The following is a 14,045-nucleotide window of genomic DNA, read 5'->3' as shown; positions in this document are numbered from 1 at the left end:
CGCCTAGCGCCTATCGACGCTGCCAACCAGCCGCATCGATTAAACCAAGCCCTTTAACAATCGCTTGCTCGACGCCCGCCGACACTGCCAAGCCGACCTTACGGCTGAAGGTTTTCGGCGGTTCAAGCTTCACGCTATATACTTGGGCTTGCGCCATACGCTCTACCAAATACGCTTCGCTGGTGCCGACGCTGTCGATCAATTTCTGCTCAAGCGCTTCACTGCCGTACCAAATTTCACCCGTCGCTAGTGCATCAATGTCCATGTCAGGGCGATGCTGAGAAACGTACTCTTTAAACAACCGATGGGTATTTTCTAAGTCATTAATAAACTTTTCACGACCTTCGTCGGTGTTTTCCCCTAACACGGTTAATGTGCGTTTGTATTTACCTGCCGTCAGCAGTTCAACATCAATATCATTACGCTTTAACAATCGATGGATGTTGGGCACCTGAGCCACAACGCCAATAGAGCCAATCACCGCAAACGGCGCAGCTTTAATATGGTTAGCCGTACACGCCATCATATAGCCGCCGCTGGCGGCTACTTTGTCGATACATACCGTTGTGGTTAAACCTGCTGCTTGAAGACGGTCAAGCTGCGCTGCCGCTAAGCCATAGGCATGCACAAGCCCACCCGCCGACTCTAACCGTACGACAACTTCATCTTCGGCTGCGGCAACATCAATAATCGCAGAAACTTCCTGTGCAAACTGTTCAGTTTGCGAAGCCTTGAGATCACCATGAAAGTCCAACACCCAAACCTTTTGAGCGTTTCGAGCCTTTCCTTTACTTTGCTTGGCGGCTTTGTGCTTTGCTTTCTCTTCTTGGCGAAACGCTTTTATCAGTTTTTTCCTTGCACCTTGCTCTGTCGTTGTAACGCGCAGCCTGCGACCACGGGAGCGCCGCTGATCATTGAGTGACTCAACGCTTAGCTTAAGGCTATTATCCCCACTCTCCTTATTACGCAACATTAGCGCCAGCACGATGCCTACCATCGCCATCAACAAAGTGGCTTGAATTAAAAACGTGCCCATCTCTACAATCCATTCGCTCATACGTTATCTCCTACTCGACAATCCAGCTTGATTAAAACACTTGTTTAAAATAACCTCGCCTCTAGCGTCGTAAAAAACTCGCCTAACGCCTTAAACCTGCTTGGTTAACGACCAAATAATTTTTGGGAATTTATTATGTCATCGAACACGTTAGATAAACTTCAGTCTCGCTTTAATCCAGAAGCCGCCAAAGGCATGGATGAGGTATTTCAATTTCATTTCTCTGACGCGGGCAGCCATTATATGGTTATCCAAGACGGGACTCTGGACGTACACGAAGGTGAGCACGACGATCCTTCTGTGAGCCTTAGCATGAGTACAGATACGCTAAAAGGCATTATGAGCGGAGACGTCAATGGTATGACTGCCTTCATGACAGGCAAGTTAAAAGCCACCGGTAATGTTATGCTGGCCACTAAGTTGACCAGCCTGTTTCCCAGCAAATAATGGCCGTTCTCGCCCGCCGGCTTTCACCGCCAGCGGGCGAGATGTGTTTCGATAAGTTCACGTGAAATTGAGTACGGCGGCGGCAATGAAGGTAGCTGCCTTGGCGAAAACCAAGCAGCATCGCTAATCTCCACACCATCAATGTGAATGCGCCGCGTTGTCGCTTCGGCAAAAAAACCAAACATTAGTGAATGCGGAAATGGCCACGCTTGGCTTTGATGATAGCGAAGCTTTTCCACATGCACGCCTACCTCCTCATATATCTCACGATGCACCGCTTCTTCAGCAGACTCTCCAGGCTCAATAAAGCCCGCAAGCGTCGAGTAACGTCCGGGTGGGAATCTTGGGCTTCGTGCTAAAAGCATCGCCTCCCCACTGGTGACTAGCGTAATAATGCAGGGAGAAATACGCGGATAGTTACGATGCCCACAGGCATGGCAATGCATTGCAAACTCAGCTTCTAACTTGGTTGCCTTCTCACCGCAACGCCCACAAAAACGATGGTTCTCCAACCAAGCGCCGACTTGAAGTGCCGTCGATAGCAGGCTGAACCAGGAAGCAGGTAACTCCCCTAGCCACTGCCGTCCATCTATCCAGTCCTCACCCGGCTTACCTTCCACAGAGAGCGCCACCGGCTCATCGTGCCAATAGCACAGTGGCTGCATCCGTTCATCCCAAGGTTGAGTCGGCTGTAACGGCGTCAACTCGCCGCTTTGAGCCAGTGGTGCTGGCGCTAGATGACTTCGGGACACACGAATAACACGACCTTCTCGCGCATAATGGGGAATTTCACGTCTAAGCATCGGAACGATTACCTTCAGTCAAACCGCCCTCGAACCAATGTAACTGATGTGCTTGACACTTAGCTTGGTGGGCTGCGCGTTCTTCTTCACTAGGCCGGACCACCCTTAATTGCCCTGGCGTCAACGCTAAACGCTGAACCGATAGCCCTTCATTAGCTTGATTATTTTGCTGCTCACCGGACGATGATTCTGAATCAAGCGTCAACGCCGTTTGCCCGCCGGTCATCGCTAAATAAACGTCGGCTAAGATCTCAGCATCGAGCAATGCGCCGTGCAGCACGCGATGACCGTTATCAATATCGTAGCGCTTGCATAACGCATCAAGACTATTACGCTGGCCTGGATGCATCTGGCGGGCCATCACCAACGTATCAAGAATGCGGCAATGCTCACTAACAGGGCCTAAAGCGGGTGACCGACGCCGCTGGTTTAGCATTGTCAGCTCATGATCAATAAACCCCACATCGAAGGGGGCGTTATGAATCACCAACTCCGCCCCTGCTATAAATGCCCAGAAGTCATCCGCTATTTCGGCAAACACTGGCTCATTAGCCACCTTGGCATCATCAATACCGTGAACCGCCACGACTTCAGCATCAATATGCCGTTCAGGATTGATATATTGATGATAGGAGCGCCCTGTAAACCGCCGGTTAATCATTTCAACGGCACCAATTTCCACTAATCGGTGGCCATCTTTTGGGTCGATACCGGTTGTTTCCGTATCCAAGATTACTTGGCGCATGCTGCTCTCCTGTTATGCTCATCAATGGCTTCGTTAGCCAACGCATCGGCGCGCTCATTACCGGGATGCCCGCTATGCCCTTTTACCCAGTGCCAATCGACACGATGTCGCTGTGTTTCCTCGTGAAGAGTTTTCCAAAGCTCAGCGTTTTTAACCGGTTGCTTGGCCGCCGTCTTCCAGCCTCGCTTAATCCAATTGTGAATCCATTGAGTAATTCCCTGGCGCACATACTGGGAGTCGGTCCAGAGGGCCACTTCACATGGCTTATTTAGCGTTCGCAACGCCATAATGGCTGCCATTAATTCCATACGATTGTTAGTAGTATCTGCTTCGAAGCCTTTTAACGTCTTTTCATGCTGCCCGCTTAGTAGCACTACACCCCAGCCGCCTGGGCCTGGATTTCCTCGGCAGGCCCCATCGGTATACACCGTAACGCGAGGCAACCCATCGGTTGCTTGCTTACTCACTTTCACTATCCTTTTCTAAACGACGTTGACCTGAGTGGTATCGCGCAGAAACGCCAGTTCGTGTGGCTCCCAAAGAAGTGGGAGTGACCGGTGCACGCAACCCGAATTTAAGACGCTCTACCGGCGCATGGCGCTGTCGCCGCTGCGCTTGAATCATGTAACTTTCACCCAACGGTAAATTATGCCTGCGTCCCAACGCTTCCCAGCGCTCTCCGCAGGTGGTGCTCATCGGCCCCCGAAAACAGCAGTAGTCTACGCGTTCTACGTCAAAATCGACAAACGCCAGCCAATCGCGCAAACGGCTAGCCGTACGCCACTGCCCGCTCCAAGGGAAATTTCCTTGCTGCTTACGCCAACGCTGGGTTAATCCATTCAACCCTATCGGATTAAAGCCAAAGAGGACTAACACACCGCTATCTGACGTTACTCGAGCAGCCTCTTGTAAAGTGTGATGGGCATCAGGCAGATGCTCTAGCCAATGATGAATAACCACCACATCTAAACTACGGTCTGGTAAAGCAAGGTGGTCTGGTGGACATACTAATGTGGACGAGGACTCCGCAGTTACTCTCGTCGGTGACCATCGAATAACATGTGGAATGGCCGACATCGTCATCAACGTGGGCCCCATGCTCATCTCTAAACTGTGACCACCTTTGCGCCCTTCAACCAGCGGCCCCAAACACGCTCGCTGCGTTTCCCATAGCGAACGGCCAGCCTCTGATTGCCAGTACGCTTGGCCTTCCGCCATCTGCTGGGCGAGCCGAGTTGCCGTTGACGAAGTTGACATGAACAGCGCTTCCCTCCACAGTAAATGCTTTTTAACGTTTTCAATGCGAACGTTAGTGCGTTCAATAGCGACTAACTGAGCATCTATTTTTGAACTTCAAAGGATCTCGCCCATGATGAGCGTGACACCGATTCCCGCACTTAGCGATAACTACATTTGGCTATTAAGACAGGATACCAGTCAAAGCGTTTGCGTGGTGGATCCCGGTGAAGCGGCGCCTGTCATTGAGTTTCTTGAGCGTGAATCCTTAATGCTTGATACGATTTTAATCACTCACCACCATCATGATCATACGGGTGGCCTTTCAGAGTTGATTAAACGCTTCTCGCCTCGGGTCGTTGGTCCCTCAAACCCTACTATTGAAGGTATTAATGAACAGGTAGAGCACGGCGATGAAGTTCGTATTATGGGGCGACTTTTTGAAGTCATAGCCACGCCAGGGCATACGTTAGATCACGTGAGCTACTTCACTCCAGGAATTCCTGCGCTACTTTTCTGCGGTGACACCCTGTTTTGCGGTGGTTGTGGCCGCTTGTTTGAGGGGTCCCCAGAGCAAATGTTTGCATCTCTTCAAACATTAGCGGAACTCCCAGAGGATACGCTGGTCTTTGCAGCGCATGAATATACGGAAGCGAATCTAACATTTGCTCGTGCTGCAGACCCTGATAACGAAGACGTTAAATTTGCATTACAGGAGTGTGAGAAGGCTCGGGCATTAGACCGACCTACCTTACCCAGCACGATAGGACGCGAGCTGAAGATCAACCCCTACTTGCGCGTGAGCACTGATAGTGTGCGTCAAGCAGTAGGTACGCAAGGGGTCAATGATGATGATCTCGCCACGTTCTCCACGTTACGCGAGTGGAAGAACCGTTTTTAAGAACGCTATCGAGTAAAAACGAACCGACTATGACTTATCGAACGATTCGCCAGCGCTTATTACTAAGCGCTGGAAGCACTCTTATTGTGAGCCTGTTTTTAGCCGCAGCGGCCAGCTCTCAAGCCTCTACTACCGAAGCATACCAACCTGACAGCGCCCTCAATGACGCGCCCGCTTCACCCAACTTCCGACCCAATGCCTTTCAGCATCACTTCTGGGAAGCACTAGAACTGCAACCCCAAGATGCCTGGAGCACACTACGTGAGAGCTTCCAGTGGCAGGAAAAAAATCTTCCTGCCGATGCCCAAGCACGTGTCGACAAGTGGATAGAGTACTATCGCTCCAGCCCGCAAAATATTGCCGCCATCACGGAACGAGCAACCCCCTGGCTTGCCTGGATCACCCAGCAAGTGAGCGAGCGCGGTCTTCCTGGTGAAATTGCGCTGATTCCGTTTGTCGAGAGTTCTTTCGATCCAAGCGCCCGAAGCCATCGAGGAGCCGCTGGGCTGTGGCAGTTTATGCCAGGTACTGGAGATGCATTAGGCTTGGTTCGCAACGGCAATTACGACGGGCGTTTAGACGTCGTGTCGTCTACCGCAGCAGCGCTTGATTACCTGGAAATGCAGGCCGATGAGTGGTACGAAGGAGACTTGATGCTCTCGCTGGCGGCTTATAACGCTGGTGCTGGCACCGTTAACCGCGCGCAACGCCAAGCTCAGGGCCAAGGCCTTACAGGCGACTACTGGGAACTATCACTGCCCCACGAAACGATGCAGTATGTTCCTAAACTTAAAGCAATTGCGACGATCATCAACGATCCAGAGCAGTACGGAGTTGCACTTCCTGACATTCATCCTGATCCTGCTTTTGCAAAAGTTCAGTTGGAGCAGCCAGTTAGCCTGGCGCAGGCCTCTCAGCTTCTGGATGTCAGTCAATCCGCGCTGGCCGAGCTAAACCCTGGCTTGCTCAATGGCAGCCTCGATCCACGCAGCGCACAGACGTTACTTGTGCCTGAAGAAGTCGACACTCAGGTGTTAGCTCAGCTTTCGCAATCAAACAACACCTCGTTAGCATCAACCAGCACGCCAAGCGTTCACCGCGTTGAAAGTGGCGATAATCTATCGCTGATTGCGTCACGCTATAATGTCACCCAACAAGATTTGATTAGGTGGAATGCTATTGAACGCCCAGAGGCACTAAAGCCAGGTCAAATGCTGACGCTCTCAGGACGGTAATTTGGGAAATCTAACCAGGCTTTGTTAACTAGGTTTAAAACGCAGTCTTAATTAGTCCTTCTTGGCTTTGTCTCAGTTACTATTAGCGCCGCTACTGTGACTCAGCAGCTGTGCCTATGGCTCAATGCCTAGTTTCTAAGCCCAGTCGCTAGACTCAGTTACTAAGACTCAGTTACTAAGACTCAGTTACTAAGCCTTCGTTGCTACAGGAAGTTACCAATGCCACGTGGTGGGTTGTTTATCAAAGCACTTTTGTTAACCAGCGGCTTGCTGTTGAGCCTATCGCTGTTGGCTTCTGAAAACGTCGCCGAAAACAACACCTCTGTCCCCGTTGAGACTGTGCACGGACTATCGCTCTATAATAGCCCAGAGCTTCCTCCCGACTTCGCCTATTTCCCCCATGTTAATCCGTCCGCTCCCAAGGGTGGAACAATCACCCATACCGCCGTGGGCGGCAGTTTCGACTCTACCAACCCGTTTATTATTCGTGGCACGCCTGTTACGGGAGTTTTTCAGATTTACGACTCGCTGATGGCGAGCAATCCTGGCGAGCCGTTTAGCTTGTACGGGCTACTGGCAGAAGGCGTTCGTCTGGATCCGGAACGCCGGTGGATAGAGTTCGATTTGCGCCCAGAGGCACGCTTTCAGGATGGTGAACCCGTAACGGCCTATGATGTGGTGTTCTCGCTGAATCTGCTGCGTGAAGAAGGCAACCCCTTCTACAGTAGCTATTACGCCGGTGTCGAACACGCGATTGCCTTGAATGATCATCAAGTGCGCTTTGAATTTAACGACACTGAGTCACGCGAGCTGCCACTGATTGTGGCCCAGTTGCCCATCTTACCTCGCCACTACTGGGAGCCCCGGGATTTCTCCTCTCCGACCTTGGATGCACATCCGGGATCAGGCCCCTATCGCATTAGCGAGGTAGATCCAGGGCGACGAATTGTTTATCAGCGAGATGACAACTATTGGGGTAAACATTTGCCCGTCAATGTTGGTCGCTACAATATTGACCATGTGGTTTATGAGTATTACCGAGACCGTGACATTGCTTGGGAAGCCTTCAAAGCCGGTCTCACTGACTTTCGAACCGATGCGCGCGCTGCCACTTGGGCCATTGGCTACGATAATTTTCCTGCTTACCGAGATGGCTTAATTAAGCGGATTACCGTGCCCGATGTTAATCCCTCCATGATGCAGGCGTTTGTCTTCAACTTGCGCAAAGAGAAGTTTCAAGACCCTAGGGTTCGAGAAGCGCTAAGCCTCGCTTTCGATTTCCCCTGGCTCAACACTAATATCTTCTATGACACCTATCGGCGCACGGAAAGCTTTTTTCAGAATTCTGAAATGGAAGCTATTGGAGCGCCGTCAGAAGAAGAGCTTGCGCTACTCGAACCTTTTCGGGAAGCGTTGATGGACTCCCATCGTTCAGAACGACTGTTCACTGACCCGCTGCCCATTGAACACCCTACAGAACTCCGTGAACGCCTGCGGCTTGCGCTTGACCTGCTGCTCGACGCTGGCTACCGCGTAGAAGATGGTGTGCTGGTGCACGGTGAAACAGGCCGGCCGCTTACCCTGGAAGTACTGCTCTACGACTCAGGCCTGGAGCGTGTTGTGCAACCCATGCTACGCAATATGGCACGTCTTGGGGTTCAAACGTCGCTACGCATTGTCGATATAAATCAATATCTTAATCGTGTGCGCAGCTACGATTACGACATGGTTATCAGCCACTTCCCGCAGTCTAACAATCCTGGTAATGAACAGCGCGACTATTGGACCAGTGCTGCCGCAGAAGCACCACAAAGTCGTAATCGTATGGCTCTTGCCCACCCTGCTGTTGACGCACTAGTAGAGCAACTCATTCGTGCTAACGATCGCGAAACGCTGGACACCATTGCGCAAGCGCTTGATCGAGTACTGCGTTGGGGCTTTTATGTAATCCCTCATTATCATTCAGGCGAGACGCGGATTGCTGTGTGGGATAAATTTGGCTACCCAGAACCGTTTCCGGCTTATGCCATGGATTTAGACGCTTGGTGGGTAAACACCGATCGAGAAGCAGAACTACAACGCCGTCATCGACGCCGCTGATTCATCCAACATAGATTCATCCAACATAGTTATAACAGCTTACCGGCAATAACTTTTGGCCCCCAATTACTCATGGAGCGCACTGTGGCACGTTATACCTTACGCCGACTGCTACTGATGATACCGACCCTGTTCGGCATCATGCTGCTTAACTTCATGATTGTTCAGGCTGCCCCGGGAGGGCCCATTGACCAAATGTTGGCCCGCTTTGAGGGAGCCGACGCCATGGCAAGCACACGCCTGGATATGGGGGGGGCCGATGTTCAAATTAATGACGACTCAAGGGGGGCACGTGGAATCGATCCACGCTTTATTGAGCAGTTAGAGCAGCAATTTGGCTTTGATAAACCCGCTCATGAACGGTTTATCGGCATGATGGTGGATTATCTCACCTTCGATTTCGGCACCAGCTTTTTTCGTGATCGACCGGTTATTGAACTGATGATCGAGCGCTTACCCGTGTCTATTTCATTAGGCCTATGGACAACACTGCTGGTCTATCTCATTTCTATTCCTTTAGGCATCAGCAAAGCGTTACGGCACGGATCTCGCTTTGATGTCTGGACCTCAGGTTTAGTGATCGTAGGCTATGCCATCCCAGGCTTTTTGTTCGCCATTCTTCTTATTGTCGTGTTTGCTGGTGGCACTTACCTGGATTGGTTTCCTCTACGCGGCTTAACATCACCCGATTTCTCTGAGCTATCCGCCTGGGGCAAAATTAAAGACTACTTTTGGCATATCACCCTGCCGGTACTGGCTGCCGCGATTGGCAGTTTTGCCACACTCACCATGCTGACCAAAAACAGCTTTTTGGATGAAATTCATAAGCAGTACGTACTGACAGCTCGGGCCAAAGGTGCCGACGAGCAGCGTATTTTGTATGGCCATGTTTTCCGTAACGCCATGCTGATCATCATTGCTGGATTGCCCTCTGCAATGATTGGCATTTTCTTTACCGGCGCACTGCTCATTGAGGTCATTTTCTCTTTGGATGGCCTCGGCTTATTAGGCTTTGAGGCAGTAATGCAGCGAGACTACCCCGTCATTTTCGGAACGCTATTTCTGTATACGGTAATCGGGCTACTGCTAAAGCTAGTATCCGACTTGACCTATGTGTGGGTAGACCCGCGCATTGATTTTGCGTCGAGGGAGTCATAAGCATGACATTTATCAGCTCGCGTCTTTCGCCGATTACGCTGCGTCGCCTAGCAGCATTTAAAGCCAATCGCCGCGCGAGGATATCGCTGTGGCTATTTGGCGTTCTGTTTATTGTCAGCCTATTTGCTGAACTCATCGCCAACGACAAGCCTCTCGTAATGAAATATGACGGGCAGTGGTATGTACCGCTATGGGTCGATTATCCGGAAACCGAATTCGGTGGTTTCTTACCCACCCGTACCGACTACTTAGACCCCTTTGTCCAACAGCAAATTAGCGAACACGGTTGGGCGCTTTGGCCGATGATTCCCTACTCCTATCAAACCCTCGATATGCTGATGACACGACCTTCGCCTGCACCGCCCGATAGGCGCCACTGGCTAGGCACTGACGATCAAGGGCGTGATGTGTTAGCGCGAGTCATTTACGGGTTTCGACTGTCGGTTGCCTTTGCCCTGGTGCTCACCGCTGGCTCTTTAGTACTCGGCGTAGTGGTGGGCGGAGTGCAGGGTTACTTTGGTGGCAAAGTAGACCTCATCGGACAGCGCATCACAGAAATCTGGTCTGGGTTACCGGTGCTATTTCTGCTGATTATATTGGCTAGCTTTGTGCAGCCCGGTTTCTGGTGGTTACTTGGCATCATGCTGTTGTTTTCGTGGCTGGGACTGGTTGATATCGTTCGCGCCGAGTTTTTGCGTGCACGCAATCTTGAGTACGTTCGTGCAGCGAAGGCTATGGGGCTCCCTTCTCGGCTGATTATGTGGCGTCATGTATTACCGAACGCGATGGTAGCCACACTGACGTTTATCCCCTTCCTGTTCACTGGTGCCATTGGCACACTGACCGCGCTGGACTTCTTAGGCTTTGGCCTGCCACCTGGCGCGCCTTCACTTGGCGAACTAGCGGCACAGGGCAAAAACAACCTGCACGCACCGTGGTTAGGCATCACCGCGTTTATGACGCTTGCCATTATGCTCTCACTGTTGGTGTTTATTGGTGAAGGGCTGCGTGACGCCTTCGATCCACGCCATGTGAAGCAGCATCAGTCACCCGCCCAGGAAACCAAGCATGCCTAATGACGCAAACAACGCTAAGCCGCTACTGCGCTTAAACGAGTTTTCGGTTTCCTTCGATGGCATCCTAGTTGTCGATTCCCTCTCGCTCACTGTCAATGCGGGTGAAACGCTCGCTATCGTGGGGGAATCTGGCTCTGGCAAGTCAGTTTCGGCACTGGGTGCGATTGATTTGCTACCTGACAACGCCACGGTAAGCGGCCAGCGTTGGTTAGAAGAAACCGATCTCAATCAACTCGGCAAGCGTGATTGGAATGGTATACGCGGCAATCAGGTGGGGTTTATTTTTCAAGAGCCAATGACGTCGCTCAACCCACTTCACCGTATTGGCAAGCAAATAGGTGAAACCCTTCGTTTACACCAGGGCCTTAGCGGGCAGGCTGCACGTACACGGGCCAAAGCACTGTTAGAACAAGTCCGACTGCCGCGTCCTGACGAACTGCTTGACGCCTGGCCACATCAACTTTCTGGCGGCCAGCGCCAGCGGGTAATGATCGCTATGGCCATTGCCAACAACCCGGCATTACTGATTGCGGATGAGCCGACCACAGCACTCGATGTGACCGTTCAGCAAGAAATTTTAGCCCTGCTGAAAGAACTCCGCGATCATCACGGCATGGGCGTACTGTTTATCAGTCACGACTTAAACTTGGTACGCCGCCACGCAGACCGTGTATGCGTCATGTATCAGGGGAAAATCCAGGAAACCGGTAGCGTTGCCGATGTGTTTAATAATCCCCAAAGCGACTATACCAAAGCCCTCATTGCCGCAGAACCAGAAGGCCGGCCTGATGAGCCTGCCGATACCACACCGCTTTTGACCACGCGCCAGCTTCGCGTAAGCTTCAAGCGCCCGAGAACAGGACTTTTTCAGCGCCAGCCCCCTGCTTTTGAGGCCCTTAAAGCCACCGACCTAACCATCGCTCCTGGCGAAACACTTGGCATTGTTGGCGAATCAGGCTCTGGAAAAACGACGCTGGCGTCAGCGGTCATGCGATTAGTCGCTAGCCAGGGTGAGGTGTCACTGGGCAATGCCACGTTAAGCCAGCTGTCTGGCGACGCGCTTCGACGCCAGCGCCACCGGCTGCAAATGGTTTTTCAAGATCCTTACGGAGCGCTCTCTCCGCGGATGCCGGTATTTGATATTGTCAGTGAAGGCCTGCAATTTCATTATCCTAACTTGACCAATGCAGAAGTCACCGAACGCGTGCATCGCACGCTGCGAGAAGTGGGTCTGCCAGAAAGTTGTGCTGCCCGTTACCCTCATGAGTTTTCGGGGGGACAGCGCCAGCGCATAGCGGTGGCACGGGCAATTATCCTAGAACCTGAGCTACTGGTACTGGACGAACCAACCTCAGCGTTAGACCGGACAGTACAAAAACAGTTAGTCACGCTGCTGCGCGAACTTCAGGCACGCCGCCAACTAAGCTACCTGTTTATCAGCCATGATCTTGCCGTGGTGCGCGCTATGGCCCACCGCATTATGGTGCTAAAAGATGGCGACGTAGTAGAACAAGGGGATTGCCTTGAAGTGCTCGCCGCCCCGCAGCATCCCTACACCAAAGCATTGATAGAAGCTGCCCACTTGCACTAGCCACCTGGTAAACATAAACGTTTGTCTCGGCAATTTTTCAAGTTGTCCACGCATGAACGCAAAAGCAAGATAACGGTATAAAAATTCATTGCTCATAATAAAAACGCCCCGGCCTTGGCACGGGTGTGCTGACCAGGGCGGTTTATCCACTAGCAGTGACGCTAAGTGTATTTAGAAGCTGGCAATTTCTTCAGGCGTTAGCTCCCGCCATTCACCAGGTGCTAGGTCATCTGGCAAGATCACATCACCAATCGAACGGCGATGAAGCGCATTGACGTGATTGCCTAGGGCTGCAAACATGCGCTTCACTTGGTGATAGCGCCCTTCTGTAATGGTCAATTCCGCTTGCTGCGGAGTAATAAACCTCAGCACGGCAGGTTGCGTTGGCGTTTCTTCACCATCGAGTAGAAGTCCTTCCTCTACTTGGTGAATTGCCCACTCAGCGGCGCTACCTTCCATAGGCTCCGCCAACTCTGCAATGTATACCTTGGCACAGCGATGGCGCGGCGAGGTGACACGATGGGACCATTGGCCATCATCAGTGAGCAATAACAAGCCGGTGGTATCTACATCCAACCGCCCTACCGGCTGCAGCCGCTCTACTTTGGGTAGATCAATGAGGTCAATCACCCTTGGGTAGAGCCCACGGCGGGCAGTGCACTCTACTTCCAGCGGCTTATGCATCATCAGGTAACGCAACCCAACCAGCGCTAGCGTCTCACCGTTGAGCTTTACTTCGTCGTTCTGGGTGTCAACTTGAGTCGCAGACTGCTTGATGGGCTCGCCGTTCAGGGTCACCTCGCCATTTTTTAACGCACGCTTTGCTAGGCTGCGCGTCAACGGGGTTGTTTCACTCAAAAAGCGATCAAGGCGCATTATTGACCCACTCCTGGCAGAAGCGAAAAGCGGTCGGCATCTTGCCAGGCAGGAAATTTTTCTCGAAAAGCATCTAGGTCCGTTTTATTTAGCGTCCCCGTTTCAATAAACGGAGAGTTTGCAGGGTGGTCGATCAGCGGTTCCCCTTTGAAATCGACCAGCATGGAATCACCACTATAAGCGAGTCCTTTGGCATCTTCACCGACGCGGTTTACACCTACTACGTAAGCTAGGTTTTCAACTGCACGCGCTTGTAAAAGCGTGCGCCATGGGTGACGCCGGGGTGCAGGCCAGTTCGCCACGCACAGCGCGGCATCATACTCGAAATGTTCGCCTTCTGCTGGCTGCTGGCGCATCCAAACGGGAAACCTCAGGTCGTAGCAGACGCTCAATAGCAACCTGAAGCCTTTCAGCTCGACAATTTTCCGGCGGTCGCCCATGCCATAGCGCTCATGCTCTCCGGCCATACGAAATAAATGACGCTTATCGTAGTACTGCAAGTCACCGTCGGGAGTAGCCCACACCATACGGTTGAAGTACTGCCCTTCATCAACAATCGCCACGCTGCCGGTCATTACACAGCCTCTCGCTTTTGCCTGCGCCTGCAACCAAGCAACGCTTTGGCTCGCGGCCATGGGCTGGGCCATTTCCCGTGAATTCATAGTGAAGCCAGTGGCAAACATCTCTGGCAACACAATTAAATCTGTATCGCGACTATCCAATTCCCCTAATAGCTGTTCAAGATGCGCATGGTTGGCCTGAGGATCTTCCCAGCGCAAATCGCACTGCACCAAGCTCGTTTTCAGTTGGCTCATGCCTC

At 51.9% G+C, this 14,045-nt stretch carries 14 protein-coding genes; 7 read left to right on the top strand and 7 right to left on the bottom strand.

What is annotated here, in order from left to right:
- Positions 1-10 precede the first annotated feature (10 nt).
- Entirely contained in the window at positions 11-1,057 is a 1,047-nt protein-coding gene (gene sohB, locus B6A39_RS08620) for a protease SohB (protein WP_083004006.1), read from the bottom strand.
- Between the two features lie 135 nt (positions 1,058-1,192).
- On the opposite strand from sohB, the gene B6A39_RS08615 reads away from it, so the two are divergent.
- Positions 1,193-1,504 (top strand): SCP2 sterol-binding domain-containing protein, encoded by a 312-nt coding sequence (locus B6A39_RS08615; protein WP_083004001.1) that lies wholly within the window; start codon positions 1,193-1,195, stop codon positions 1,502-1,504.
- A gap of 23 nt (positions 1,505-1,527) precedes the next feature.
- Here the strand turns inward: B6A39_RS08615 and nudC are convergent, their stop codons facing one another.
- From nudC to B6A39_RS08595, 4 genes are read right to left on the bottom strand one after another with little or no spacing between them, the layout of a single operon-like run.
- The gene (nudC, locus tag B6A39_RS08610; protein WP_083003998.1) at positions 1,528-2,307 is read right to left on the bottom strand and encodes an NAD(+) diphosphatase; all 780 of its coding nucleotides are present in this window, start codon (positions 2,305-2,307) and stop codon (positions 1,528-1,530) included.
- Positions 2,300-3,052 carry a DNA polymerase III subunit epsilon gene (gene dnaQ / locus B6A39_RS08605; protein ID WP_083003993.1) on the bottom strand — a complete coding sequence of 251 codons (753 nt, stop codon included), beginning with the start codon at positions 3,050-3,052 and terminating at the stop codon, positions 2,300-2,302. Before dnaQ ends, nudC begins: the two co-directional genes overlap by 8 nt.
- Positions 3,040-3,519, bottom strand: coding sequence for a ribonuclease HI (gene rnhA, locus B6A39_RS08600; protein WP_083003989.1), 480 nt, complete (start codon positions 3,517-3,519; stop codon positions 3,040-3,042). The genes dnaQ and rnhA overlap by 13 nt, the downstream gene beginning before the upstream one ends.
- Positions 3,512-4,309 carry a class I SAM-dependent methyltransferase gene (locus B6A39_RS08595; RefSeq protein WP_083003985.1) on the bottom strand — a complete coding sequence of 266 codons (798 nt, stop codon included), beginning with the start codon at positions 4,307-4,309 and terminating at the stop codon, positions 3,512-3,514. The genes rnhA and B6A39_RS08595 overlap by 8 nt, the downstream gene beginning before the upstream one ends.
- A gap of 112 nt (positions 4,310-4,421) precedes the next feature.
- On the opposite strand from B6A39_RS08595, the gene gloB reads away from it, so the two are divergent.
- The 6 genes from gloB to B6A39_RS08565 all read left to right on the top strand — a co-directional run bounded on the left by gloB (position 4,422) and on the right by B6A39_RS08565 (position 12,349).
- Positions 4,422-5,189 (top strand): hydroxyacylglutathione hydrolase, encoded by a 768-nt coding sequence (gloB, locus tag B6A39_RS08590; RefSeq protein WP_083003982.1) that lies wholly within the window; start codon positions 4,422-4,424, stop codon positions 5,187-5,189.
- Positions 5,190-5,218: 29 nt separating this feature from the next.
- A complete protein-coding gene (locus B6A39_RS08585; protein ID WP_083003978.1) occupies positions 5,219-6,424 on the top strand; it encodes a transglycosylase SLT domain-containing protein in 1,206 nt (401 codons plus the stop codon).
- Between the two features lie 219 nt (positions 6,425-6,643).
- Complete coding sequence (locus B6A39_RS08580) at positions 6,644-8,524, top strand: extracellular solute-binding protein (RefSeq protein ID WP_083003975.1); 1,881 nt, start codon at positions 6,644-6,646, stop codon at positions 8,522-8,524.
- 84 nt (positions 8,525-8,608) lie between these two features.
- Positions 8,609-9,682: a microcin C ABC transporter permease YejB gene (locus tag B6A39_RS08575; protein ID WP_083003971.1), complete on the top strand. Its 1,074-nt coding sequence runs from the start codon at positions 8,609-8,611 to the stop codon at positions 9,680-9,682.
- Between the two features lie 2 nt (positions 9,683-9,684).
- Positions 9,685-10,758 (top strand): ABC transporter permease, encoded by a 1,074-nt coding sequence (locus B6A39_RS08570; RefSeq protein WP_083003968.1) that lies wholly within the window; start codon positions 9,685-9,687, stop codon positions 10,756-10,758.
- Entirely contained in the window at positions 10,751-12,349 is a 1,599-nt protein-coding gene (locus tag B6A39_RS08565; RefSeq protein ID WP_083003964.1) for an ABC transporter ATP-binding protein, read from the top strand. Before B6A39_RS08570 ends, B6A39_RS08565 begins: the two co-directional genes overlap by 8 nt.
- A gap of 171 nt (positions 12,350-12,520) precedes the next feature.
- Here the strand turns inward: B6A39_RS08565 and B6A39_RS08560 are convergent, their stop codons facing one another.
- Together B6A39_RS08560 and B6A39_RS08555 are read right to left on the bottom strand one after the other, a co-directional pair.
- Positions 12,521-13,225, bottom strand: a complete 705-nt coding sequence (locus B6A39_RS08560; protein WP_083003961.1) for a pseudouridine synthase — start codon at positions 13,223-13,225, stop codon at positions 12,521-12,523.
- On the bottom strand, positions 13,225-14,040 hold the full coding sequence (locus B6A39_RS08555) for an amidohydrolase (RefSeq protein WP_083003957.1): 816 nt from the start codon (positions 14,038-14,040) through the stop codon (positions 13,225-13,227). Before B6A39_RS08555 ends, B6A39_RS08560 begins: the two co-directional genes overlap by 1 nt.
- Between the last annotated feature and the right edge of the window lie 5 nt (positions 14,041-14,045).

Source organism: Halomonas sp. GT (assembly GCF_002082565.1).
Classification (GTDB): domain Bacteria; phylum Pseudomonadota; class Gammaproteobacteria; order Pseudomonadales; family Halomonadaceae; genus Vreelandella.
Note: the sequence above shows the minus strand (reverse complement) of the source record. Positions and strands in the feature narration are given on the sequence as shown.

Excerpts from the sequence above, each read along its gene's own strand:
- sohB (WP_083004006.1), bottom strand. The coding sequence starts at position 1,057 with ATGAGCGAATGGATTGTAGAGATGGGCACGTTTTTAATTCAAGCCACT.
- B6A39_RS08615 (WP_083004001.1), top strand. The coding sequence starts at position 1,193 with ATGTCATCGAACACGTTAGATAAACTTCAGTCTCGCTTTAATCCAGAA.
- nudC (WP_083003998.1), bottom strand. The coding sequence starts at position 2,307 with ATGCTTAGACGTGAAATTCCCCATTATGCGCGAGAAGGTCGTGTTATT.
- dnaQ (WP_083003993.1), bottom strand. The coding sequence starts at position 3,052 with ATGCGCCAAGTAATCTTGGATACGGAAACAACCGGTATCGACCCAAAA.
- B6A39_RS08595 (WP_083003985.1), bottom strand. The coding sequence starts at position 4,309 with ATGTCAACTTCGTCAACGGCAACTCGGCTCGCCCAGCAGATGGCGGAA.
- gloB (WP_083003982.1), top strand. The coding sequence starts at position 4,422 with ATGATGAGCGTGACACCGATTCCCGCACTTAGCGATAACTACATTTGG.
- B6A39_RS08585 (WP_083003978.1), top strand. The coding sequence starts at position 5,219 with ATGACTTATCGAACGATTCGCCAGCGCTTATTACTAAGCGCTGGAAGC.
- B6A39_RS08580 (WP_083003975.1), top strand. The coding sequence starts at position 6,644 with ATGCCACGTGGTGGGTTGTTTATCAAAGCACTTTTGTTAACCAGCGGC.
- B6A39_RS08570 (WP_083003968.1), top strand. The coding sequence starts at position 9,685 with ATGACATTTATCAGCTCGCGTCTTTCGCCGATTACGCTGCGTCGCCTA.
- B6A39_RS08565 (WP_083003964.1), top strand. The coding sequence starts at position 10,751 with ATGCCTAATGACGCAAACAACGCTAAGCCGCTACTGCGCTTAAACGAG.
- B6A39_RS08560 (WP_083003961.1), bottom strand. The coding sequence starts at position 13,225 with ATGCGCCTTGATCGCTTTTTGAGTGAAACAACCCCGTTGACGCGCAGC.
- B6A39_RS08555 (WP_083003957.1), bottom strand. The coding sequence starts at position 14,040 with ATGAGCCAACTGAAAACGAGCTTGGTGCAGTGCGATTTGCGCTGGGAA.